Below are 23,174 nucleotides of genomic sequence, written 5' to 3'. Positions count from 1 at the left end.
CCCCAAAACACCCCCGCAACCAACCCGAGCCCCCTTTGGGCGCCACGCATCCCACCGCGTCGCTCACACCAGCCCACCGAGGGAGGGAGCGCAGCGACCGACCTGCACAACGCCTGCGGGGGGCAAAAACAGCCGCCCCGGTCTAAATCGCCATTCCTTGCTTCGCGCAAGCGCCGACGTGGGCCTTGAGGTACTTGCTCGGCAGCTCGTGCCCGAGCTTCGCGCCGATCTCCACGGAGATCGAAGGCAGCCGATCCAACGCAACCCCCGAGTCGACGCCCATGCCGTCGAGCATGTAGACGACGTCCTCGGTCGCGACGTTGCCCGAGGCCCCCGGCGCGTAGGGGCAGCCGCCGAGACCCCCGAGTGAGCTGTCGATCGTGCGGATGCCGAGCTGCAGGGCCACCGTGATGTTGGCCAGCGCGGTCCCCCGCGTGTCGTGAAAGTGAACCGCGAGCTCCTCGTAGCGCAGCCCCGCCCGCAGCAGCCCACGGAGGGTCTCGGCGACCTGCCGCGGCGTCCCGACGCCGATCGTGTCGCCGAGGCTGAGCTCGTAGACGCCGAGGTCCACGAGCGCCTTCGAGACGTACTCGACGTTCTCGTAGGGCACGTGCCCCTCGTAGGGGCAGCCGTAGACGCACGAGACGTAGCCGCGCACGGCCATCCCCCGATCCCTGGCCTCACGCACGACCTCGGCGTAGGTCTCGAGCGCCTTGTGTGTGCTCTTGTTGATGTTCTTGCGGTTGTGGCTCTCGGACGCCGCCATGAAGATGGCGATCTCGTCCATGCCCGCGCGCGTGGCCGAGTCGAGCCCGCGCATGTTGGGGACCAGCGCGCTGTAGCGCACGCCCTCGCGCCGCCGGAGTCGGGTTGCGACCTCCATGTGGTCGGCGAGCGCGGGGATCCAGCGGGGATTGACGAAGCTGGTGATCTCGATCCGGCGGATCCCGGCGTCGACGAGGCTCTCGATCATCGCGAGCTTGGTCTCGACCGGGAGCACGACCTTCTCGTTTTGGAGCCCGTCGCGGGGGCCGACCTCGTAGATCTCGGCTGTCGCCGGCAGCGCGTCGAACATGTGGGCGAACCAGGCGTCGTCGCCCGCCGCCGCCGCCGCCGGGTCAGGTCCCGACGCAGGCGCCGGGCCCCGCGCCTCGCTCATGCCCTCGGCGTCGGGCGCCGCTCGTGTCTGGGTCTGTGCCTGGGTCTCGCTCACGTGGTCCTTCTTGAGTGTACAGCGAATGTCGGCGAACGTTTCGAAACGCCGTGAGCGCCGTGTCGCTCGTCGCACCGCAGTGCGAGGAATCACTTGGATGGCGTGGTTGGACGAGGCAGCTCGAAGTGACCCGCCGTCGTCGTGTAGCTCAGGCCCCCGAGCCGTCCGACAGCGCCGAGCTTGGCGGGATCGATCGCCAGCAAGCGCCCGCGCTCGTCCCGCTCGAGCAGGCCATCCGCGAGCCACACGTGGACGACCTCCGCGATGATCAGGGTTGACGAGGGCGTCCCGTGGCGCGTCTCACCCAGGGGGATCGCGTGGGTCAGCCGACATTCGAAGCCGCCGCGCGCAGCCGCGACCCGGGCGGGCGTGACCGCCACGGCTGGCGCCGCCTCGATCCCGCACGCGTCCCACTCGCTGACCTCGCGCGCGTAGGCAGCCGAGCTCGCGTTCATCGCATCCTGGACCCCCTCGCTGACGTGGTTGATCGTCAGCTCGCCGGTCTCGAGCACGTTGGCCAGGGTGTGCTTGGGTCGTCCGTCGGCGAGCCAGCCAACGCCGAGCACGATCGTCGGCGGGTCCGAGCAGACCCCCTGGTAGTACGAAAACGGCGCGAGGTTGCGACGCCCCTCGCCGTCGACCGTCGAGACCCACGCGATCGGGCGCGGGGTCACGAGGTCGGTCATCAGGCGGTAGCTGTCGCGCGCAGAGAGATCGGCGGCCGGGAGCTCGTGAGTCACGAGCCAACGTATACTCCCCGCGTTCGCCGGGGGAAATCATCGTAGTGGCCGCGCGGGTACCTCACCGCCTCACCACAGTAGGGCGATGCATCGTGACGGCTGCGGGGGTTCAAGCTAGCCGAGCAAGGGCCGCAGGTACTGGCCCGTGTAGGACTTCTTGACCTTGGCGACGTGCTCGGGGGTGCCCTCGACGACCAACCGGCCCCCGCCCGCGCCGCCTTCGGGGCCGAGATCGATGATCCAGTCGGCGCACTTGATGACGTCGAGGTTGTGCTCGATCACGACGACGGTGTTGCCGGCGTCGACGAGGCGCTGGAGGACCCCGAGCAAGCGCGCGATGTCGTCGAAGTGCAGGCCCGTGGTCGGCTCGTCGAGGACGTAGAGCGTGCGCCCGGTCTGGACCTTGCCGAGCTCGCGCGAGAGCTTGACGCGCTGGGCCTCGCCGCCGGACATCGTCGGCGCGGTCTGGCCGATCTTCATGTAGCCGAGGCCGACGTCCTGGAGCGTGGTCAGGATCCGCGAGAGCTTGCGGTGGTTGGTGAACAGCTCGGCGCACTCGTCGATGCTCAGGGCGAGCACGTCGGTGATGCTGTGGCCGCGGTAGCGGACCGCGAGGGTCTGCTGGTTGTAGCGCCGGCCGCTGCAGACCTCGCAGGGCACGTAGACGTCGGCCAGGAAGTGCATCTCGACCTTGACGACGCCGTCGCCCGAGCACGCCTCGCAGCGGCCGCCCTTGACGTTGAACGAGAAGCGCCCGGCCTTCCACCCGCGCGTGCGCGACTCGGGCAGCTTGGCGAAGATCGAGCGGATCTCGTCGAAGGCCTTGGTGTAGGTGCCCGGGTTGGACCGCGGGGTCCGGCCGATCGGCCGTTGATCGATCGCAATGACCTTGTCGAGGGCGTCGAGCCCGGTGATCTGGCGGTGGTCCCCGACGCGGCCGCTGGAGTTGTGCAGCTTGCGGCTCAGGGCCGGGAGCAAGATGCCGTTGACGAGCGAGCTCTTGCCCGCGCCGCTGACCCCGGTGACCGCGCACAGGACCCCGAGCGGGAAGCTGACGTCGATGTTGGCGAGGTTGTGCTCGGCCGCGCCGCGGACCCAGATCTCGCCGCGTGGTTCACGGCGCTCGGCGGGCACCTCGATGCGCTTGTTGCCGACGAGGTACTGGCCGGTGAGGCTGTCTGCGCAGCGCTCGATCCCGGCGGCGGTGCCCGAGTAGACGACCTCGCCGCCGAGGTGCCCGGCGCCCGGACCGAAGTCGACGACGTGATCGGCGGCGCGGATCGTGTCTTCGTCGTGCTCGACGACGAGGACCGTGTTGCCGAGATCGCGCAGGCGCTGGAGCGTGGCGATCAGGCGCTGGTTGTCGCGCTGGTGGAGGCCGATGCTGGGCTCGTCGAGCACGTACATCACGCCCGAGAGCTCGGACCCGAGCTGGCTGGCGAGGCGAATGCGCTGGGCCTCGCCGCCCGACAGGGTCGGACCCGAGCGATCGAGGGTCAGGTAGTCGAGACCGACGTTGAGCAGGAAGCCGAGCCGCCCGACGATCTCGCGCAGGGCGCCCTCGGCGATGATCTTCTGGGCCCCGCTGAGCTCGAGCTGGTCGACCCAGGCCTGGGCGTCGGCCACGGTCTGGGCCGTGAGCTCGGCGATGTTGCGCCCGCGGATCCGGACCGCGAGGCTCTCGGGCCGGAGGCGCTTGGCCCCGCAGCTGTCGCACTCGGCCTCGCGGAAGTACTTGCGGTAGTGCTCGCGCGCCGACTCCGAGCTGGTCTGGCTGTAGCGCCGCTCGAGGCTGTTGACCACGCCCTCGAAGCGCATGCCCCACTCACCGTGGCTGCCGCCCTCGTCGGCGTTGCCCCACTTGACGCGGATCCGCTTGCCCTGGGACCCGTAGAGGACCAGCGCGCGCTTGCGCTTGCCGAGCTTGGCCCAGGGCTTGTCGAGGTCGATGGCGTAGGTCTTGGCGACGGCGTCGATGATCCGCCAGGTCCAGCCGGACTCGCGGTCGGCCGCGCTCGACCACGGGATGATCGCGCCCTCGCGGATCGACAGCTTCGGATCGGAGATGACGAGCTCGGGGTCGACCTCCATGCGCGTGCCGAGGCCGTTGCAGTCGGGGCACATCCCGAGCGGCGAGTTGAACGAGAAGCTCTGGGGGCTGAGCTCCGGGAACGCCTGGCCGCAGCACGAGCGCTCCTGCGAGAAGGCCATGCTCCGGGTCTGGGCCGGCTGTTCGCCGGTCTCGGCCAGCTCGGCCTCGACCTGGAGCTCGCCCTTGCCCTCGCGCAGGGCCAGCTCGACGCTCTCGGTGATCCGGAGGCGATCCTGCTTGCGGACCTTGATGCGGTCGACGACGAGCTCGATCGAGTGCTTGTACTTCTTGTCGAGCTTGGGCGGCTGCTCGAGCCGGTGGAGCTCACCGTCGACGCGCACGCGCACGAACCCGCGCCCGCGCAGCTCCTCGAACAGCTCGCGGAACTCGCCCTTGCGGTGGACGACGAGCGGGGCCAGGAGCACCGCCTTGCTGCCCTCGGGCAGCGCGAGCAGCTCGCCGACGATCTGCTCGGCGCTCTGCGAGGCGACCGGGTTGCCGCACTGGTGGCAGTACTGAGTGCCGACGCGGGCGTAGAGGACCCGGAGGTAGTCGTAGATCTCCGTGATCGTGCCGACGGTCGAGCGCGGGTTCGACGACGCGGCCTTTTGCTCGATCGCAATGGTCGGCGAGAGCCCCGTGAGGTGCTCGACCTTGGGCCGCTCGAGCTGGCCGAGGAACTGCCGCGCGTAGGACGACAGCGACTCGATGTAGCGCCGCTGGCCCTCGGCGTAGAGCGTGTCGAAGGCGAGGCTCGACTTGCCCGAGCCGCTGACCCCGGTGAACACGATCAGCTCGCGCTTGGGCACGCGCAGCTGCTCGATCTTGAGGTTGTGCTCGGCCGCGCCCCGGACCTCGATCCAGTCGGGCTCGCTGGCCTGGGTTCGGCGAGCACCCGCGCGCCCGGCCGTCTTCTTCTTGTTGGTCGCCGTCTTCTTCTTGGTCGCCGACTTCTTCTTGTTGGTCGCCGACTTCTTCTTGTTGGTCGCCGACTTCTTCTTCGTCGCCGTCTTCTTCTTCGTGGCCGTCTTCTTCTTCGTGGCCGACTTCTTCTTGGTCGCCGACTTCTTCTTCGTCGCCGACGCCGAACTTCGCGGGCGGGAGCTCGAGAGGCTTCGATCTGCCTGATCCGAGGGCATGGAGCCGGAACTCTAACTGAGTCTTCGTTCAGTGCAAATCGCTGGGTGGGGGTGTCGAGGAGGGCGTGCGTCAGGAGCGCAGCCTGCCGCGCGCGCGCCACGTCAGACATGGCCGCCGCGGGAGTAGCGTGCCCTGATGATGACGGACCGCCACGACTGGCTCATGGTTCAGGTCGACCAAGTCGGCGAGGCGGTCCGCAAGATCGCCGCGGCCCTGCTCGACGCCGGGGATCCAGAGCAGCTCGTCGAGCTCGACGAGCAGACCGACAGCCTGCTCGAGGATGTCTTCGAGCACTCGCACATCACGGTCGTCGACTCCCGCACGGCCGCGCTCATCCTCCGTCCCCCCTCGCGGATCCGCGCGTACGCGCGCCTCCTGGCCCACAAGGCTCGCCTGGTCCACGAGCTCGGCCGAGGCGTCCAGGGCGAAGGCCTCGCCCGCCGAGCGCTCGAGCTCCAGCTCGAGGCCGCGGAGTTCGAGCCCGACCCCGACAAGATCGATCACGAGAGCATCGACGCCCTCCTCGATCGCGATCCCCCGCTGTGCCTCGGCCCCCGCCACCAGCAGCTGCTCGAAGCCCTCGACAGCACCGGGTGACTCTACTGGAGACGAAGTTTTGGTGGGGTAGCCCGAGCGTTGGACAAGGATCGTGGGTCGAGCCACGCCGCGGCGGCGCGACACCTATAATCACAGGCCGACGGCGCCATCTTGCTGGCGCCACCGACAAGCGAGTTCGCGCCCGTGACCGATCACTCCCCTGCCCCGCTGTCTCGTGCTCCGACTCTTCGCCGCGCGTACCTGACCTTGACCGCCGGGCTCGCGCTGATGACCCCGGCGCTCGCCGAGGCCGGTGAGCCGGACAGCGGCGGCGCCTCGCTCAGCGCGTCCGCCTCGACCGACGACGGCGCGTCGGGTGAAGCTTCGGCTGAGGGCGAAGGCCGCGAGCCCAGGGCCGAGCGATGGATCGACCGCCACGCGCCGGAGCCGATGATGCTCGAGCTCGGCGTGTGGGGCGGCGTGCTGTTCCCGTCCTCGCAGCTCGAGCTGTTCGAGGCCGAGCTCGGCCTCCCCGATCAAGGCCGGAAGCTGTACGGCCACGTGGCCCCGGACCTCGGCCTGCGCCTCGGCTTCTATCCCCTCCGTCACTTCGGCGTCGAGGTCGAGGGTGGGGTCATGCCCGCGTCGCTGCGCGACGAGAGCGGCAAGCCGCTGATCTGGGCCGGGCGCGGACACCTCGTCGGCCAGATCGGGCTGTGGCGGCTCACGCCCTTCATCGTCGCGGGCGCCGGGGCGATGGGCGTCGCGAGCCCGCGCTCGGCTGTCGGCAGCGAGGCCGACATCGGCGTCCACTTCGGCGGTGGGCTCAAATTCTTCATCAATTATTGGCTGATGCTGCGCCTCGACGTCCGCGACAACCTGACCAACCGGATCGGCGTTGGCGAGGGCGTGACCCACAGCCCCGAGATCTTGCTCGGGCTCTCGGTCACTCTCAACCGCAAGAGCGAGAAGCCCCTGCGCGATCGCGACGGCGACGGGATCCCCGACCGCGACGATCAGTGCCCGCGCGAGCCCGGCCCCGCGCCGAGCGGCTGCCCGCCCGACGCGGACCAGGACGAGATCCCCGACGACGAAGACAAGTGCCCGACCGAGCCCGAGACCAAGAACGGCTTTGACGACGACGACGGCTGCCCCGACATCGTCCCGTCAGAGTTCGCCGACCTCGCCGGGATCCTCGAGGGCATCAACTTCGACTCCGACAAAGACAAGATCAAGAAGGAGTCGAAGCCGATCCTCGATCGCGCGGTCGAGGTCCTGCAGCAGTACCCGCAGGTTCGGATTGAGATCAGCGGTCACACCGACTCGAACGGCGGCTACGAGCACAACGTCGACCTCTCGCAGCGGCGCGCCGAGGCCGTCAAGCAGTACCTGATCGACAACGACATCGACGGCGGCCGGATCGAGACCCGCGGCGCCGGCCCCAACGAGCCGATCGACACCAACGACACCAAGGCAGGCCGGGCCGAGAACCGCCGCATCGAGGTCAAGATCCTCACGCACTAGCCCTGAATCAAGCGCGGGCTGCTAGGGCCGGTCGCTCGGTGGGCTGGTTTCCTTGGACCCCCGCGGCCGGCTGCGGCGCTGCCACCCCAAGAGTGAGCTCGGGTCATGTGCTCGAACCTTCGCTTCTTGCTCCGTGGGACGCGCAGCGCGCGGAGGGACCGAGCAAGGGAGCGGCCAGTGCGTCGCTTTGGGGTGTGGTAGTAGCTCCGACGATGGGCGAGACCTGGCAGATCCGTCGACCGCGGCGCGGCGTCCCGCGCTCGACGACGCCGAACCTCCGCGGCATGACCCGTGCCGAGCTCGGGGACTGGCTGACCCGGGAATTCGGCGCGCCGCGCTTTCGCGCCGACCAGGTGTTCGCGTGGCTCCACGCCCGGCGCGTGGACGAATTCGAGGCCATGACCAACCTCCCCAAGGCCGAGCGCGCGGCCCTGGGCGAGCGGGCGAGCGTCGAGCGCCTCGGCGTCGACACCGTCCAGCGTGCCGCCGACGGCACCCGCAAGCTGCGGCTTCGAACCGCCGACGGCGAGGCCATCGAGTCGGTCTTGATCCCCAACGATGAGCGCGGCTTCACCCAGTGCATCAGCTCGCAGGTCGGCTGCGCCCTCGACTGCCGGTTCTGCGCGACCGCGAGCCTCGGGTTCACCCGCAACCTCGACACCTGGGAGATCGTCGATCAGGTCGCGCGCGCCCGTGAGCTGCTCACCGCCGACGCCCGCAGCGAGGGCGCGCGCTGGATCCCGCGCGTCACCAACGTGGTCTACATGGGCATGGGCGAGCCCCTCCACAACTTCAACCAGGTCCGGCGCTCGATCGACATCCTCACCGACGACGCGGGCGACGCGATCGCCGGCCGCCGGATCACCGTCTCGACCTCCGGCCTGGTCCCCGCGATCGAGCGCTTCGCTCGCGAAGGTCTCGGCCTCGAGGTCGGGCTCGCCGTCAGCCTCAACGCCACGACCGACGCCGTCCGCGACCAGGTCATGCCGATCAACCGACGCTGGAACATCTCGACGCTGCTCGCGGCCGTCCGCGAGGTCCCGACTTCACGCCGACGCCGCGTGACCTTCGAGTACGTCCTGCTCAGCGACGTCAACGACACCGACGCTGACGCCCGTCGGCTCGTGGCCTTGCTCCGCGAGTTTCGCTGTCACGTCAACGTCATCCCCTTCAACCCCCATCCCCACGCGCCGTTCCGACGGCCGAGCGACCGCCGGGTCGGCGCCTTCGTCGAAGTCCTGCGCGGGGCGGGGGTCCAGTGCTGGCTCCGGACGCCGCGTGGAGACGACATCCAGGCCGCGTGCGGCCAACTCGCCGCAGACGCCTGACCACAGCTGCCAGTTCCAAGCGGGACTGTGCAAGCGTTCCGCGACTCCGACGATGTGCACGACGTGATCCTGCGGATCCAAGTGGCACTTGCAACATGCGCAGTGCCTGTAGGCCCCGACCGCGCGGCCGGGTGCCCCGCCCAAGCCAATCGCAGGTCGGTTCCCCGCAGGTGTGCACTTCAATGCTAACTTGTCGCCGCGATGACGCCCGCCTCGCTACTTTTGGCTCTGCTCTCGTTCTCGCCCCCGGCAGAGGACGCAGCCGAGCCTCCCGCGCCCGAGGTCAGCGACGTGGATCAACACACGCGCGAATACGACGAAGCGCTCGAGCGCGTTCGAACGGCGCAGCGCATGGCCAACGAAGATCCCGGCCGCGGCTCCGTTCAGCTCCGCGACGCGCTGCACTTGTTGCAGGGCTTCGGGCCCACGCTCGCCAAAGATCCCGAGGGTCAAGATCTGCGGACCATGGCTCAGCTCACCCTCGCGCGCTCGCTGCTCGCGACCGAAGAGGCCGAGGCGGCCCGCGAGGCGATGGACGACGCGATCCGAACCTCCCGGGGCGATCCGCTGCCGACCAAGCAATTCGGTCCGGGGCTCACGGCGCTGCACAAGGAGCGCGCGGGCGCCCTCGCCAAGCAGGCGTCCGGCACGATCGAGGTCGAGTGCCGGATCCCCTGTCGCGTGTACATCAACGAGCGCCCGACCCAGCCGCAGACCGACGGGCTCGTGCCCGGCACCTATCGGGTCTGGATCGAGGCCAACGATCGCAGCCAACCCGATGTCCAGACCAGCGTCGAGATCGGCGAGGGCCTCGTCGCCCCGATCGAGTTTGGGATCGCGCCGGAGCCACCGCCAGAGCTGCCGCCCAAGAAGCCCAAGCGCATCATGCCGCGCTGGGCCGAGGTCGTGCTCATGACGGCCGGTGCGGCCGCGGTCGGCACGGGCGCCGCGTTGTGGGCGATCGACGGGACCTGCCCCAACGGCGTCGACCCCACAGACACCGACGCGTGCCCGCAGGTCTACATCACCAAGACCGCCGGCATCGCGACCTTGGCGATCGGCGGCGCGGCGCTGCTGTCCGGCACGATCATGCTGACGGTCGACGAGGTCCGAGCCGGTAGCGATCGCGGCAGCGAAGTCGCCCTGACCTGGCGGGTACAATTTTGATCGCGGGGCCGTAGCCGGCCCCGCCCCCCTGCCCTGTCACCGGCCCGGGAAGGGATCGGCGCGATCGCGGCGCCAGGTCTCCTCGGGCGCGCGCCACTCTTCCCACGCCCGCGGGGCCTCGCGGAAGAACGCGGCCCCGATCACGCCGACGTTGCGGCCCTCGCCCATGCGCTCGGCGTAGCTATCTTCGATGCTCGAGAAGCGGAAGGCCGCGACCGTGTCCTCGCTCGTGCGCCAGCCGTCGATGACCACCGAGCTGAAGGGATCAATGATGTAGCCGCGGTTGGAGAAGCTCGCCGGGCGCCCGTCGATGATGTCGAGGCCGTCGACCGAGGCCACGACCTCGAACGCGCTGCCGGTGTCGTTGGCGACCGCGAGGCTGTAGCGGCCGTCGGGCTCGCCGACCGCCCACAGCTCGGAGCCGACCGAGGCCGCCGGCAAGACATCGCCGCGCGAGTCGAGCAGCGCGAACGAGAGCCCGGCGTGACTCTGGACCGCGTCGTCGGAGAAGGCCCGGGTTCGCTTGATCCGCGCCGCCGCCCGGACCCCACCAACATCGTCGTAGCGGACGCTGAACACCACGTCGGGAGTCGAGGGGTCGGCGCGGCGGAAGCCCACGGTCTCGACGCTCGACCGGCGGCTCTCTCCGTAGGCGGTTCCCAGGCCCGGGCGGCTGTCTTCGGCCGCGATCGCGTCGTCCGCCTCGAAGTCCGCGCCATCCCATGCCCCTTCTCCGCGGGGCGCGGGCGCGGCCTCGGCCTCGGACGCGACGGCCGGAGCCGGGCGACGACCCTCGCGCGATCGATGCTGTTTGTGTTTGGCGCCGAAGCTGGTCCCGAGCGCGCTCTCGGGTGGCGAGGCCGAGTCGCTGTCTTTCGCGCAGCCGGCGGTCAGGGCGAGGGCGGGGAGCAGGAGGAGACCGAAATTGACGAGCCTGTGCATGGGACGGACCTCGGGGGACGCCGCGGGCGCGGCGAGTTGGCGGGCCTAACGTGAGCCCACCGCCGCGCTCTTACACCGCGTCCGGACTGACCGAGGCCGTTTGAACGGGCGCCAACACCGTTCGAGCGGGGCCCTCGGCGCCAGCGACCCCAGGCTCGACGCTGTGGCATGATCGATGATCCATGACGAGCTCCGCTCCCGCACGCCCGGGCCTCGGCCGACGTCCGACGGCTCCCCGCGAATTCGCGCTCAACGTAGCCCTCGAGCCGTGCGAGCTGATCGAGCAGCTCCGCGCCCACCCCGAGGTTCACGAGCAGGACGAACCCATGTCCCGTGGCGGCCGCGACCCCGGCTTCGAGACCGTCAAGCTCTCGACCCGCGAGGTCCGCCTGCGCGCGCGCCCGCGGCCCCTCGACAGCAGCGAGTCTCCGGCCGTCTCACCCACGATGATCGTGACACTGCGCGACCGACCGTGGGGGACCGAGGTTCACGGCCGCTTCGTGCGAGCGTCGAGCTGGGCCGAGTCTGCGATGGAGCTCACGCGCACGACGCTGACGCTCTTGCTGGTCACGGGCCTCCTGACGACCTGTGGGTTGATCGCGTGGCCGGAGCTCGCCGTCGCCGGCGTCGTCGCCTACGCGCTCGCGAGCGTGGCCACCCTCGGCCTGTGCCTGCGCGTGCTGACGAGCCCCTTTCGCGCAGGCATGCGCGAGTATGGGCCCGCGCTGCGCGGACTCGCGGGTGAGCTGCTCGTGCCCCACGCGCTCCCGGAGGTCGACGGCAGCGCTGACCCTTTTCGCCTCGGTGAGCTCGAGCGGCGCCGCCTCGACCTCGACACGAAGCCCTGAGCGCTCTGGCCGGGGCGCCACAAGTCGTTCGAACCTCGCTCGGGACAGGAGCCGATCCCGCGCTCAGCTCGAGTACGCGACCGGAGACGAGGTCGAGGTGCAGATGCGCGAGGCCATCGCGCTGCTCGACGAGCACGTCGCCGGTGACGCGCGCCGGGCCCTGATACTCGACGACCTCGGCGAGGTGCTCGCGGCCGGCGGGGACGACGACGGCGCGCGCGTGGCCCTCGGCGAGGCGCTGAGCGAGACCGCCCCCCCACCTCGGACACGCGCCAGGCCCTCGCGCGGCTCGAGCTCGGGCGCCTCGACCCGGCCAGGGCGCGCCCGCACCCCAAAAGTGTCCCGAATTGGGACGGGCAGATGCCGAGGCCGCGATTGCTGGACCTCGCCCCCCCCCTCGGCTAGTCTGCGCGTCGTTTCGGGGCGTGGCGCAGTCTGGTAGCGCGCCTGCTTTGGGAGCAGGAAGCCGAAGGTTCGAATCCTTTCGCCCCGACTCATTCTGCCCTTCGGGCGCACCCATAGCTCAGCTGGATAGAGCATCGGCCTTCTAAGCCGAAAGTCCCAGGTTCGAGCCCTGGTGGGTGCAGAGGTTTTCTTTGCCCCCCGCGGCCGCTTTCGCACTGTGCCACGCACGGCCGCAAGCGGCCGGTCGCTCGGTCGCTCCGCTCCCTGGGTTTTCTTTGCCCCCCGCGGTCAGCTTCCACCTTGCCACGCACTGCCGCTGCGCGGCAGGTCGCTCGGTCGCTCCGCTCCCTCCCTCGGTGGGCTGGTATGTGCTTCTCGACCTGGGTGCGTGGCCCCCCTGAAGGGGGGCTTTTTTTGCCCCCCGCGGGCGCTTTCGCACTTTGCCACGCACTGCCGGTCGCTCGGTCGCTCCGCTCCCTCGGTGGGCTGGTGTGTGCTTCTCGACCTGGGTGCGTGGCCCCCCTGAAGGGGGGCTTTTTTTGCCCCCGCGGGCGCTTTCGCACTTTGCCATGCCGCTGCGCGGTAGGTCGATCGGGGGGCTTGGGGTCAGGCCAGGACTAGGGGTAGCTCTTGGACCAGGCGGCGCATGCCGGCGCCGCGGTGCGAGCGTTGGGACTTCTCGCTCGCGCTGAGTTCGGCGAAGGTTCGGGTGTCGCCGTCGACCCAGAAGTGGGGATCGTAGCCAAAGCCTCCGTCGCCGCGTCGTTCGATGCGGACGTTGCCGCGGCAGCGGCCCTCGACGCACAGGCAATTGTCGGACATGAAGATCGCGCCTGCGTCGGGCAAGGTGAAGTCGAAGGGGCGAGTCCCGACGCAGCGGACGGCCAGCACGCAGACGTACTCGGCGGCGGACGAGTCGAGGCCGCGGGCCTCGAGCTCGGCGACGAGCTTGGCGTTGTTGGCCTCGTCGTCCGCGTTGGGGCCGGCGAAGCGGGCCGAGTAGACCCCCGGCTTGTCATCGAAGGCTTCGACGCACAGGCCCGAGTCGTCGGCGAGGACGACATCTTGGCTCCGGGCCCCGGCATCGCGCAGCCACCCGGCGATCCCGTTTGCCTTGAGGATCGCGTTGCCGACAAAGGTGACGTCGCTCTCGTCGATCTCCGGCGGGGTGCCGTACTCGGGCAGCGCGCCCGCGCTCACAACCTCGAGCTGGCGGACCGCGGGGAAGCGGGCGCGAGCGAGCATCGCGGCGATCTCGGCGACCTTGTGCTGATTGTTGCTGGCGATCACGAGACGTGGGGACATCAGCTCACACTCCCACCTGGTTCAGCGCCGCCTGCTGCGCGGCCATCAACTCGACGATGCCAGCCTCGGCCAGGTCGAGCATGCGATCGAGTTGGGCCCGGCTGAAGTCGCCGCGCTCTCCCGTGCCCTGGACCTCGACCAACCCGGGCCGACCATCCGGGCTCAGCGCTCCGGGCCGACCACCACGCATGACGACGTTGAGGTCGACATGGGCGCGGCTGTCCTCCTCGTAGCACAGGTCGAGCATCGCAACGGGATCGGCCTCGGCCCCATCCGCCCCCCCGGGCGCCACGATCCCAACCGACACCGCCGCGACCGGACCCAGGCCCGGGTGCGTGGCGAGGCGATCGCTGGCCACGAGCTTGCGCAAGGCGATCTCGAGCGCGACCCAGGCCCCGGTGACCGCCGCGGTCCGGGTCCCGCCGTCAGCCTCGATCACGTCGCAGTCGCAGACGATCGAGAGACCCCCGTCAGGCCCGACGAGCTTTGCGAGGTCGACCCCCGCGCGCAGCGAGCGACCGATCAAGCGCTGGATCTCCTTGGACCGTCCGCTCGCCTCACGACGACCGCGAGGGCTGGTCGCGCCCGGTAGCATCGCGTACTCCGCCGTGATCCAGCCGCCGTGCGCGAGCCACTTTGGCGTCCTCGGCTCGAGCGAGGCCGTGCACAATACTCGGGTCCGGCCGGTCGCGATCAACACCGAGCCGAGCGCGGCGGCGGTGAAGTCAGGGGTTAGGCTCAGGCCCCGCAGCTGCGCCGGGCTTCGTTGGTCGATCCGCTGTGGCCTCGCTTCTTGCACTTCGCCTCGTTGATCCAGCAAACGATGACGAAAGTACCAGGCTTCACGTGGCGCTGCGCTCGATCGCAAACGTGGCACCCAGCGCACCAAATACAAAAAGGCCGGAGCCACGTGGCCCCGGCCTTTCGTCGAGAGTTGGAGGATTACTCCGCGGGAGCGGGAGCAGCCTCACCCGCGGGCGCGGGCGCAGCGGCCTCGCCCTCGGCCGGCGCAGCGGCCTCGCCCTCAGCCGGAGCCTTGGCCTCGGCAGGTGCCTCGGCAGGTGCCTCGGCGGGCTCGTCGGCCTTCTTGGTCTCGGGCTTGTCGTCAGCCTTCTTTTCGTCAGCCTTATCGGCCTTCTTGTCGTCCTTCTCCTCTTCCTTCTTGTCGCAGGCAGGGGCGGCGAAGGTCAGAGCCGTAAGGGCGGCGACGAGGATGGTGGTGTTGAACTTCATCTTCGCGTCTCTCCGTGTCGTTCGAGTCGGTTGAGCCCCTAGAATCGGTCGAGTATGACCCTGGGCGGGGCGATGCGGCGCGTGCGCCGAGATTGGGAGTCTTACCACGTGTCTCGGGCGACCGCAGCCCCCGTCCATGAGTGCAGTGGCCAGGCCCAAGCTGCTTCCCTCCAGCTCGAGGTCCCTTATCGAGCGAGATGAAATTTTCATGCATTGAAAAAATGCAATTCCAAAACACTAACATTTCAACACTGCAATACAGCGTTCCAACAGTGATTTGGCGGATTCAGACAAATAAAACCCAACATTAACAACAGCCAGCAGGTGCCAAGAGCGAGAAAAACTCGATTCGCCCGCCCCAGGTGACTCGTCTGCTCAGAAACAAACAAAAACAACCGCGCACATCACACAGAACGCTCGGACAAAAATGTCACGCGAAGAAAAATTCGCAGGTGTGAAGTCTCAAACGCGGGGTTGCGCCAGGGAGATCACCACTCGCAGCCCCAGTCCTGCGTCGCGCGCTTGGCCTGCTCACGGGCGATCCGGCAAGCAGTCTGAAGGCCCTTGGCCGCGGATGCGCCCCCCGCCGCGGTCTGCTTCCAGCTCTCGACGTTGTCGAACACCACCCGGCGCTGAGCCTCGCGCTCGGTTTCGGGGACCTTGGCCTCGATGCAGGCGACGTAGTCCTTCACGTACTGGTCGCACACGTCGACGCCGACCTCCTCAAAGGACTCGGGCAGCGGGGCCTGGTCTTCGCCGGTCTCGGTCCCGGTCTCCGTTGCGGCCTCGGGCTCCACGGCCGCGCTCGTCGCCGCCCCAGCTTCCGCGGGCTCGGCCGCTGCGGGCTCGGCGGCGACCGGGGCCTGCTTGCCAGCCGTCTGCGCGGCCTCGGGGGTCGAGTCCGCTCCCTTGCAAGCAGGCATCGACACGATCAACAGGGCGAACACGAGCGTGCGTGGGTGCGACATCGCGTCGACTCTATGTGGCTCGGGCAGTGGTGTGAACACCCATGCGCGAGCCGGCGACCGCGAGGCCGTGAAAAAGCTCAACCGCAAGCCCTTCGCAGGCGGTCAAAATCCCGGCCCCCTTCCCTACCATCCCGGCCATGCCGATCACCGATCCCTCCGTCCGCGCGATCTTCCAGCCTGATGACAGCGAGCCCGTGAAGGCGCTGCTGGTCGCGGGCGCCTGCGGCAACGTTGGCTTCGGCAAGCTCGGTCAGTTCGGGCGACTCCTGGCCAAGCACGGGGTCCCGGTCGTGGCGCTCGACCTCTCGGACGAGGTCCTCGGGGTCAAGGAAAAGCTCCGCGAGGCCTTCGGTGGCCGGTTCACGGTCGAGCAAGTCGACGCGATCCTCGCCAACATCACGGTCGTCCAGGGCACCCTCGCCGACGTCCCCGCCGAGCTCGCGCTCGGCTTCGTGTTCGAGGCCATCCCCGAGCGCCTCGACATCAAGCAGCCCTTCTACCGCAGCATCCGCGCCCGCGACCCCGAAGCCTACGTGTTCTCGGCGACCTCGGGCCTCACGACCAAGCACCTGTTCGAGGGCCTGCCCGGGGCCGAGCGCTCCGGCGTGATGCACCCCTTCTTCCCCCACCTGACCAACAAGCTGTGGGAGGTCCCGACCCGGGGCTGCACCACGTCCAAGGACACGCTGAAGGTCATCCGCAAGTTCCTCGGCAAGCTCGGCATGAACCTGCTCGAGACCGCCGACGTCCCGGCCTTCGCCGCCGACCGCATCTTCTGCGGGATGATGCTCGAGGCGGTCCGAATCCACGCGACGACCGATCTCGCCCCCGCGCAGATCGACGACGTCTGCCGCCGCTTGCTCGGGACCTCGCCCTTCTTCGTCCACAACCTGATCCCCGGGGCCAACTACCTGTCGGCGCACTGCATGCAGCTGCTCGGTGAAGAGGTCGACTCGACCCTCTACGAGATCCCCGACGCCTGGACGCCCTACACCAAGGACCCGCACAAGAAGTGGCCCTACGAGCGCGGGCAAAAGTGCCCCGCGGACCAGGTCGCGATGGTCGAGCAGCGCATGCTCGGGATGCTGTTTTCGCTCACGGCCTACATGCTCGAGCACAAGGTCGCCGGCGCCGACGCCCTCAACTTCCTGGGCGAGAACGCCCTCGCGTTCCGGGTCGGGACCCCGGCGATGATCGCCGAGCGCGGGCTCGCAGCCAGCACCGAGATCGTCGAGGCCTTCGTCCGCGATCAGTCGATCACCAAGGCCGATCAGGTCGCGCCGATCGCCAAACTCAGCGACGACGACCTGCGCGAGATCTACGTCGGGACCAGCGTCCACGGCGACGTCGGCCTGATCTCGATCAAGCGCCGGACGATCAACCATCAGCTCATCGCCGAGCTCGACGCGGCCTACGAGCGGCTCGCGGCGGACGACGCGGTCGCGGCCATGGTCGTCGCGCCCGACGGCCGGCTGTGCCGCGAGTTCGGCCACGGCGCCGACCCCAGCTGCTTCGTCCCGGTGCTCGGCAAGCACGATCGGGCGCTCGAGCTCATTCAGGGCTGGAAGCGCACGCTCCTCAAGTTCAAGACCAGCTCGAAGCCCACGGTCGCGGCCCTGGTCGGGCGGGTCCTCGGCGGCAGCAACGAATTCGCCTCGTGCTGCCACGCGCGGATCGCGGGGGCCGGGACCGTGCTCGGTCAGCCCGAGCCGACCGTCGGGGTGCTCCCCGGCCTCGGGGGCTGCCACCAGATCCACCGGGCGTCCAAGCCCGAGAGCCACGCCCGGATCAGCGAGCTGCTGCTGACCGGCCACTCGTTCAAGGCCGAAGAGGCCGCGGACTGGGGCTACGTGACCAAGATCGTCCCGATCCCCGATCTCCCCCGCGAGAGCATGGCCCTCGCCTCGGCGATCGCGGCCGGCGAGACCGAGCGGCCCGCGTTTCGCGACGGTCCCGCCGAGGTCCCCGTGAGCCGCGACGTCAACCCCTGCAACGAGGCCGGGGTCCCGCTCGACGCCGAGCTGCGCGAGCTCATCGCCACCACGGTGAGCGAGATCAACGCGCTGCCCTTCGCCGAGGGCTCGGCGATCGAGGAGCAGCGCGCCGCCGACAGTCTGACCATGAGCAGCTCCGCGGTCGGGGTCAAAGCGATGCTCCGGGGCAAGCCGCCCAAATTCGAGAACCCCCTCGGGTAGCCCGCCGCCATCGCGTAAAATGGCGCGATGAAACGCTGTCAACTGCTGCTCGCCTGCCTGCTGACCCCGACCCTCGCCTGCGGCGACGACGGGGGCAGCGGACAGGCCGACGGTGACGGCTCGACCGCCGCCAGCGAGTCCGCTGGCGAGACCGCCGACGGTGCCGAAGCCTCGGAGGCCGAGGCCGAGGGCGACGGCGACGGCGACCCGGGGGACGGCGACGGCGACACCGGGGACGGCGACGGCGACACCGGGGACGGCGACGGCGACACCGGGGACGGCGACGGCGACACCGGGGATGGCGACGGCGACACCGGGGATGGCGACGGCGACACCGGGGACGGCGACGGCGACACCGGGGATGGCGACGGAGACGGCGACGGCGACGGCGACGGCGACGGCGACCAGTGCCTCGACAGCGAGATCGCCTGTGACGGCCTCGACGAGGACTGCGACGGCATCATCGACAACGTCGACCTCGGCCTGGACGGCTTTTGCGACTGCTACCGGATCGGCATCATCGGCAACAAGGGCGCGAACCCGGCCGCAAACTTCGAGGCCTGGCTCGAAGACAAGGGCACCACGGCCACGCGCTTCGGGACCATGGCGAACCATGAGCTGACCGCGGCCGAGCTCGACGAGTTCGACATCCTGATCGTCGACCGCCTGACCCACAGCTACTCTCCGGACGAGGCCGCCCTGCTCCAGACCTGGATCGAGGCCGGCCACGGGCTGATCACCATGGCCGGCTTCGCCAACGACCAGACCGACATCAACCAGCAGAACTCCCTGGCCACGGCCAGCGGTCTCAGCTACGCGATGCCGATCTACATCGATCCAACCGAGGTCTGGCAGGACCACCCGATCGCCGAGGGCGCCGAAGCCGTCCAAGTCTACGGCGGCTGGCAAGTCCAGGGGCCCGGCATGGTGTTCGTGCGCCCGCAGGGCGAGCCCAACACCTCACTCGGGACCGCGGTCGAGGTCGAGCAGGGCGCGGCGATCGTGTTCTCCGACGAGTGGATCAGCTTCGACTCGGAGTGGGAGATGATCCCGCAGGTCGAGGACTTCTGGGCCAACATGATCGAGTGGGTCGGCCCCAAGTCCTTCTGCGCGAACCCCCAGTAGGGTTTTTTTTGACCCCCCCAGGCGTCCTGCACTCTGCCACGCACTGCCGCAAGCGGCAGGTCGCTCGGTCGCTGCGCTCCCTCCCTCGGTGGGCTCTCATGAGCTTCGCACCGGTTTGCGTGGCCCCCTAGGAGGGGGCTTGGTTTCCTTTTGACCCCCGCAGGCGTCCTGCACTCTGCCACGCACTGCCGCTCCGCGGCAGGTCGGTCGGTCGCTGCGCTCCCTCCCTCGGTGGGCTCTCATGAGCTTCGCACCGGTTTGCGTGGCCCCCTAGGAGGGGGCTTGGTTTCTTTTGACCCCCGCAGGCGTCCTGCACGCTGGGCGGGGGGCTTGGAGACGCTTCAGAGGTTGCGGCGGTTGGCGGCGCGCCAGGCCACGCCGAGCTCGCGGAGGCCGATGAGCTCGGACTCGGGCTCGGGCCGCGCGAGGAGTCGCTCGCGGCGCATGCGGTGATCCTCGACGGGCTGGCCGAGCAGCAGGGCCGCGAGCTCGCGCGGGCGGGCGTTGGCGCCCTCGATGTCGGTTCGGAGGCGGAAGCGCAGCAGGCCCCGCTCGGAGTCGACGGCGGCCGAGAGCAGGCGCTGATCGAGATCGATCGTCACGGTCTTGGTCCCAACCTCGCGCCGCCGGCCGCGACGCTTCTTCTTGATTCGCTGCTCGCGCGTGACCTGGAGATCGCCGGCCGCGAGCAGGCCGCTCACGCGCTCGCCGAGCCCGGGCAGCTGCTCGGGCGCGAGCTCGACGGCGAAGTCGGCCCCGGCGACGAGCTCGCCGAGCTTCTTCTCGCCCGGCGCGACGATCCGCGCGGCCAGCAGCTCCATGCCGGGCGGCGCGGCCTCGCGCAGGCGCTCGAGCAGCTCGTCGGCGATCGTCTGGCGCGCAGCGGCGTCGAGCAGCCCAGCCATGTCCTCGGCCGAGCGCTCGAGCAACAGATCACAGTCGAGGACCTCCTCGTCGGCGCCCATGCCGAGCGCGAGCGCGGGCCCGAAGCTCATGCGCGGCTGGGGCGAGAACCCGCGCGAGAAGCCCATCTCGACCCCCGCGCGCCGGAACATGCGCGGGATGATGCGGACGAGGTCGAGCTGGCTGAGGAAGCGGATGGTCCCGCGCTTGGCGAAGAACAGCCGGACCTTGCTGAACGGGGCCTCGGCGTTGTGCTTGAACGCGCTGTCGTCGGCGAGGTTGCTCGTCGCCATCCGTCCACGCAGACGCGCGAGCGGGACCAAGCTGGGGTCGGCGGGGTCGACCGTCGCGGCCTGCTCGGCCCGGGCCTCCTCGTCGAGGATCTCGGCCTCGCGCGTGGCCGCCATGCGCGAGAGCCCGCGCAGCGCGACGATCCGCTCCTCTCGCATGTCGCCGAGATCGCAGGCCACGCCGCAGTCGTAGCAGACCAGGCGCTTGCGCTCGGCCTCGGCCGCGTCGATCGTGGTGTGGTGGACCTTGGCCCCGGCCGGCTTGCCGCACGGCGGCGAGACCCGGCTGGCGAGGGCCTTGCGGTACTCGCCCTCCAAAAAGCCCGGCTCGAGCTGCATGTCGAGATGCGACCACGGCAGCGGGACGCCGACGGGCAGCGTGGAGGTGTAGTGCTCGGGCTGGATCCCGTGGGCCTCGAGCGCGTCGAGCCAGATCTCGAACGAGAAGCACTCCTTCCAGCCGTCGAAGCGCGCGCCCGCGTGGTAGGCGGCCTCGAGCACGTCGCCGAGGCGCCGATCGCCGCGGGCGAACAGGCACTCGAGCCAGCTCTCGCGCACGTTGTGGGTCTTGATCCCGAGCTTGGCCCGCTTGGCCATGTCGCGCAGCAGCCGGACCTTGGTCTCGAGGTCCTCCATGCTGTCCATCGCGGCCCACTGAAAGGGCGTGTGGGGCTTGGGCACGTGCTGCGAGACGCTGACCGTGACCTGGGGGATGCGCTCGAGCTCGAGCTCGCGGGCGACCTCGCGGACCTTGCGACCGGTCTCGATGATGCCGACGACGTCCTCGTCGGTCTCGGTCGGCAAGCCCATGATGAAGTACATCTTCATCCGCTCGTAGCCGCGCTCGAAGATCCGCCGGGCCGAGGCGAGGATGTCCTCGTCGCTGACGTTCTTGTTGATCACGTCGCGCATCCGCTGGGTCCCGGCCTCGGGCGCGAAGGTCAGGCCGTCGATCCCGACCTTCTTGATCTCGTCGAGCATGCTCTCGTTGAGGCCGTAGGCCCGGAGCGAGGCGATGCCGAGGGACACGCGGCGCTTGGCGAGCTCGGGGACCAGGGCCTTGATCAGCGGGTCGATGCACGAGACGTCGGCGGTGCTCAGCGCGGTCAGGCTGGCCTCGTTGAAGCCGGCGAGGTCGGTGCCCTCGAGCACGGCCTCGACGATGTCCTCGGGCTTTCGCTCGCGGACCGGGCGGTAGATCATCCCGGCCTGGCAAAAGCGGCAGCCCTCGGTGCAGCCCCGGGTGATCTCGACGCTCGCGCGATCGAAGATCGCCTCGGCGTAGGGGATCGGGAAGCGCGTGGGGAACTTGAACTCGTCGAGATCGCGGACAAACACGCGCTCGACGCTCGCGGGCGCGCCCGCGGCCCGGCCGGCCTCCGACAGCCCAACGACAACCTGCAGCTGCGTCCGCGGCTCGACGGCGACCTCGTAGAAGCAGGGCACGTAGATCCCCGGCAGCTGCGCGGCCGCGGCCAGGATCTCGCGCCGAGGCCGGCCCTCGCCGCGCATCCGCCCGATCAGGCGCAGCAGCTCGGGCAGCAGCTCCTCGGCCTCGCCGACCAAGAACAGATCGATGAAGTCCGCGAGCGGCTCGGGGTGCGTGGCCGTCGGCCCGCCCGCGATGACGATCGGATCGGCGTCGCTGCGCGCGCTCGAGCGCAGCGGGATCTGGCCGAGCTCGAGGTTGAGCAGCACGTTGGAGTAGCTCAGCTCGTATTGGAGCGAGACCCCGACGACGTCGAACTGCGCCAGCGGGGTGTAGGTCTCGAGCGAGACCAGCGGCAGCTCGCGCTCGCGCAGCTCGGCCTCCATGTCGCGCCACGGCGAGAACGCCCGCTCGCAGCACAGATCCTCGGCGCGGTTGACGAGGTCGTAGATGATGCGGGTGCCCAGGTGGCTCATGCCGATCTCGTAGAGATCGGGGAACGCGAGCACGAAGCGACAGCGAAGCTTCGGGTCGTCGGCCGACTTCACGATCGCCTGCTCTTCGCCGCCGAGGTAGCGACCCGGCTTTTGCATGCGCGCGAGGAAAGCGGCGTAAGGGTGCGCCTCAAGCGCGTCCGCGCTCTGCGGATCGGTCGTGACAAAGGAGGCCATCGCCGCGCTTGTTAGCACGCGGATCCACAAAACTCACCCGAGCCTCGACCTGCGGGTTCGGCGGCCAGGGGTTGCGCCTCGACGTCCGGCCCTTATGCTCGCGGACGGCTGAGCTTACGAATGAAGGACCTCTACCAATCGCTGGGCGTCGAGCGGTCAGCCTCGCAAGACGAGATCAAGAAGGCCTACCGGGCCCTGACGCGCAAGCATCACCCTGACAAGAACCCCGGCGACAAGGCCTCCGAAGAGCGCTTCAAGGAGGTCTCGCAGGCCTACGAGGTCCTCGGAGATCAGGACAAGCGCCAGCTCTACGACGAGTTTGGCGAGATGTCGCTGACCCAGGGCTTCGATCCGGACCGGGCCCGCGCCTACCAGCGGGCCCGCGCGGGCGGCTTCGGAGGGGCCCCGGGCGGGGCCGGAGGCTGGCCCGGCGCCCGCGGCGGCGGCCACCAGAGCTACTCCTTCTCGGACTTCGGTGACGCCCGCGAGACCTCGTTTGACGACCTGCTCTCACGCCTCTTCGGCGGCGGGCGCATCGACGGCGACGTGTTCGGGCGCGGCGCAAGGCCCCAACATCGCCGCGGCGAGGACATCCACGGCAAGATCCAGGTCACGCTCATGGACTCGCTGCTCGGCGTGGTCGTGCCTTTGCGGGTCGAGGATCGCAGCGGAACCCCACGGACCCTCGACGTCCGCGTGCCCGAGGGCATCAGCGACGGGGCCAAGCTGCGCCTGCGCGAGCAGGGCGGCCCGGGCACCCCACCCGGCGACATCATCTTGACCGTGGGGGTCCTGCCCGGGCGCAACCTCGAGCGTGACGGCACCAACTTGCGCCTGAAGGTGCCGGTGACCGCGCTCGAGGCCTACCGCGGCGGACCGATCGACATCCCGACCCCGTGGGGGCCCGTGACCATGAAGCTCCCGGCCGGCACCCAAAACGGTCAGACCCTGCGCCTGCGCGAGAAGGGCGTGCGGATCCGCGGCGAGGCCCGCGGCGACCTGCTCGTGACGATCGACGTGCGCATGCCCGAGGCCGGCGACGAGGAGCTGCTCGCGGCGCTCGAGCGCCTCCAGGGCGAGACCACCTTGCGCCGCGAAGAGGCCCTCGCGTGAGCGGAA

Annotated in this window: 17 protein-coding genes and 2 tRNA genes; 10 read left to right on the top strand and 9 right to left on the bottom strand. The window is 69.6% G+C overall.

The window, feature by feature from the left end:
- Positions 1-142: 142 nt before the first annotated feature.
- From ENSA5_RS25895 to uvrA, 3 genes are all read right to left on the bottom strand, one after another.
- Entirely contained in the window at positions 143-1,075 is a 933-nt protein-coding gene (locus tag ENSA5_RS25895) for a hydroxymethylglutaryl-CoA lyase (protein WP_219906862.1), read from the bottom strand.
- Between the two features lie 227 nt (positions 1,076-1,302).
- Positions 1,303-1,953: a flavin reductase family protein gene (locus tag ENSA5_RS25890; protein WP_106394369.1), complete on the bottom strand. Its 651-nt coding sequence runs from the start codon at positions 1,951-1,953 to the stop codon at positions 1,303-1,305.
- 114 nt (positions 1,954-2,067) lie between these two features.
- Positions 2,068-5,184 carry an excinuclease ABC subunit UvrA gene (uvrA, locus tag ENSA5_RS25885; RefSeq protein ID WP_258183024.1) on the bottom strand — a complete coding sequence of 1,039 codons (3,117 nt, stop codon included), beginning with the start codon at positions 5,182-5,184 and terminating at the stop codon, positions 2,068-2,070.
- Between the two features lie 136 nt (positions 5,185-5,320).
- Between uvrA and ENSA5_RS25880 the strand changes: the two genes are divergently transcribed.
- From ENSA5_RS25880 to ENSA5_RS25865, 4 genes are all read left to right on the top strand, one after another.
- Positions 5,321-5,782 (top strand): hypothetical protein, encoded by a 462-nt coding sequence (locus ENSA5_RS25880; protein ID WP_146156124.1) that lies wholly within the window; start codon positions 5,321-5,323, stop codon positions 5,780-5,782.
- Positions 5,783-5,926: 144 nt separating this feature from the next.
- A complete protein-coding gene (locus ENSA5_RS25875) occupies positions 5,927-7,246 on the top strand; it encodes an OmpA family protein (protein ID WP_146156123.1) in 1,320 nt (439 codons plus the stop codon).
- 212 nt (positions 7,247-7,458) lie between these two features.
- The gene (gene rlmN / locus ENSA5_RS25870; RefSeq protein WP_258183023.1) at positions 7,459-8,574 is read left to right on the top strand and encodes a dual-specificity RNA methyltransferase RlmN; all 1,116 of its coding nucleotides are present in this window, start codon (positions 7,459-7,461) and stop codon (positions 8,572-8,574) included.
- A 201-nt stretch (positions 8,575-8,775) separates the two neighbouring features.
- On the top strand, positions 8,776-9,741 hold the full coding sequence (locus tag ENSA5_RS25865) for a hypothetical protein (protein ID WP_146156122.1): 966 nt from the start codon (positions 8,776-8,778) through the stop codon (positions 9,739-9,741).
- 36 nt (positions 9,742-9,777) lie between these two features.
- Here the strand turns inward: ENSA5_RS25865 and ENSA5_RS38270 are convergent, their stop codons facing one another.
- Entirely contained in the window at positions 9,778-10,683 is a 906-nt protein-coding gene (locus tag ENSA5_RS38270) for a hypothetical protein (protein WP_181198149.1), read from the bottom strand.
- Between the two features lie 182 nt (positions 10,684-10,865).
- Here ENSA5_RS38270 and ENSA5_RS25850 point away from each other — a divergent pair, with 182 nt between their 5' ends.
- From ENSA5_RS25850 to ENSA5_RS25835, 3 genes are all read left to right on the top strand, one after another.
- A complete protein-coding gene (locus ENSA5_RS25850) occupies positions 10,866-11,531 on the top strand; it encodes a hypothetical protein (protein ID WP_106394363.1) in 666 nt (221 codons plus the stop codon).
- Positions 11,532-11,950: 419 nt separating this feature from the next.
- A tRNA-Pro gene (locus ENSA5_RS25840) sits at positions 11,951-12,024 on the top strand.
- Positions 12,025-12,043: 19 nt separating this feature from the next.
- Positions 12,044-12,117: transfer RNA gene (locus ENSA5_RS25835), tRNA-Arg, on the top strand.
- Positions 12,118-12,542: 425 nt separating this feature from the next.
- Here ENSA5_RS25835 and ENSA5_RS25830 read toward each other — a convergent pair.
- The 4 genes from ENSA5_RS25830 to ENSA5_RS38265 form a co-directional block, all read right to left on the bottom strand.
- Positions 12,543-13,241: a non-canonical purine NTP pyrophosphatase gene (locus ENSA5_RS25830; RefSeq protein WP_106394361.1), complete on the bottom strand. Its 699-nt coding sequence runs from the start codon at positions 13,239-13,241 to the stop codon at positions 12,543-12,545.
- A gap of 4 nt (positions 13,242-13,245) precedes the next feature.
- Positions 13,246-14,040, bottom strand: coding sequence for a ribonuclease PH (gene rph / locus ENSA5_RS25825; RefSeq protein ID WP_106394360.1), 795 nt, complete (start codon positions 14,038-14,040; stop codon positions 13,246-13,248).
- Positions 14,041-14,183: 143 nt separating this feature from the next.
- The gene (locus tag ENSA5_RS25820) at positions 14,184-14,474 is read right to left on the bottom strand and encodes a hypothetical protein (protein ID WP_106394359.1); all 291 of its coding nucleotides are present in this window, start codon (positions 14,472-14,474) and stop codon (positions 14,184-14,186) included.
- Positions 14,475-14,962: 488 nt separating this feature from the next.
- Positions 14,963-15,442 carry a hypothetical protein gene (locus tag ENSA5_RS38265; protein ID WP_181198148.1) on the bottom strand — a complete coding sequence of 160 codons (480 nt, stop codon included), beginning with the start codon at positions 15,440-15,442 and terminating at the stop codon, positions 14,963-14,965.
- A 137-nt stretch (positions 15,443-15,579) separates the two neighbouring features.
- Here ENSA5_RS38265 and ENSA5_RS25810 point away from each other — a divergent pair, with 137 nt between their 5' ends.
- Both ENSA5_RS25810 and ENSA5_RS38260 read left to right on the top strand, forming a co-directional pair.
- Positions 15,580-17,637 carry an enoyl-CoA hydratase-related protein gene (locus ENSA5_RS25810; RefSeq protein ID WP_106394358.1) on the top strand — a complete coding sequence of 686 codons (2,058 nt, stop codon included), beginning with the start codon at positions 15,580-15,582 and terminating at the stop codon, positions 17,635-17,637.
- A 27-nt stretch (positions 17,638-17,664) separates the two neighbouring features.
- A complete protein-coding gene (locus ENSA5_RS38260; protein ID WP_181198147.1) occupies positions 17,665-18,762 on the top strand; it encodes a DUF4350 domain-containing protein in 1,098 nt (365 codons plus the stop codon).
- Between the two features lie 341 nt (positions 18,763-19,103).
- Here ENSA5_RS38260 and ENSA5_RS25800 read toward each other — a convergent pair whose 3' ends face one another.
- Positions 19,104-21,977: a TIGR03960 family B12-binding radical SAM protein gene (locus ENSA5_RS25800; RefSeq protein ID WP_181198146.1), complete on the bottom strand. Its 2,874-nt coding sequence runs from the start codon at positions 21,975-21,977 to the stop codon at positions 19,104-19,106.
- Positions 21,978-22,175: 198 nt separating this feature from the next.
- Between ENSA5_RS25800 and ENSA5_RS25795 the strand changes: the two genes are divergently transcribed.
- Positions 22,176-23,168, top strand: coding sequence for a DnaJ C-terminal domain-containing protein (locus tag ENSA5_RS25795; RefSeq protein ID WP_106394356.1), 993 nt, complete (start codon positions 22,176-22,178; stop codon positions 23,166-23,168).
- Positions 23,169-23,174: the final 6 nt, after the last annotated feature.

Origin of the sequence: Enhygromyxa salina, assembly GCF_002994615.1 — a bacterium.
Classification (GTDB): Bacteria; Myxococcota_A; Polyangia; order Nannocystales; family Nannocystaceae; genus Plesiocystis; species Plesiocystis salina_A.
This window is presented reverse-complemented; position numbering and strand designations above follow the sequence as displayed.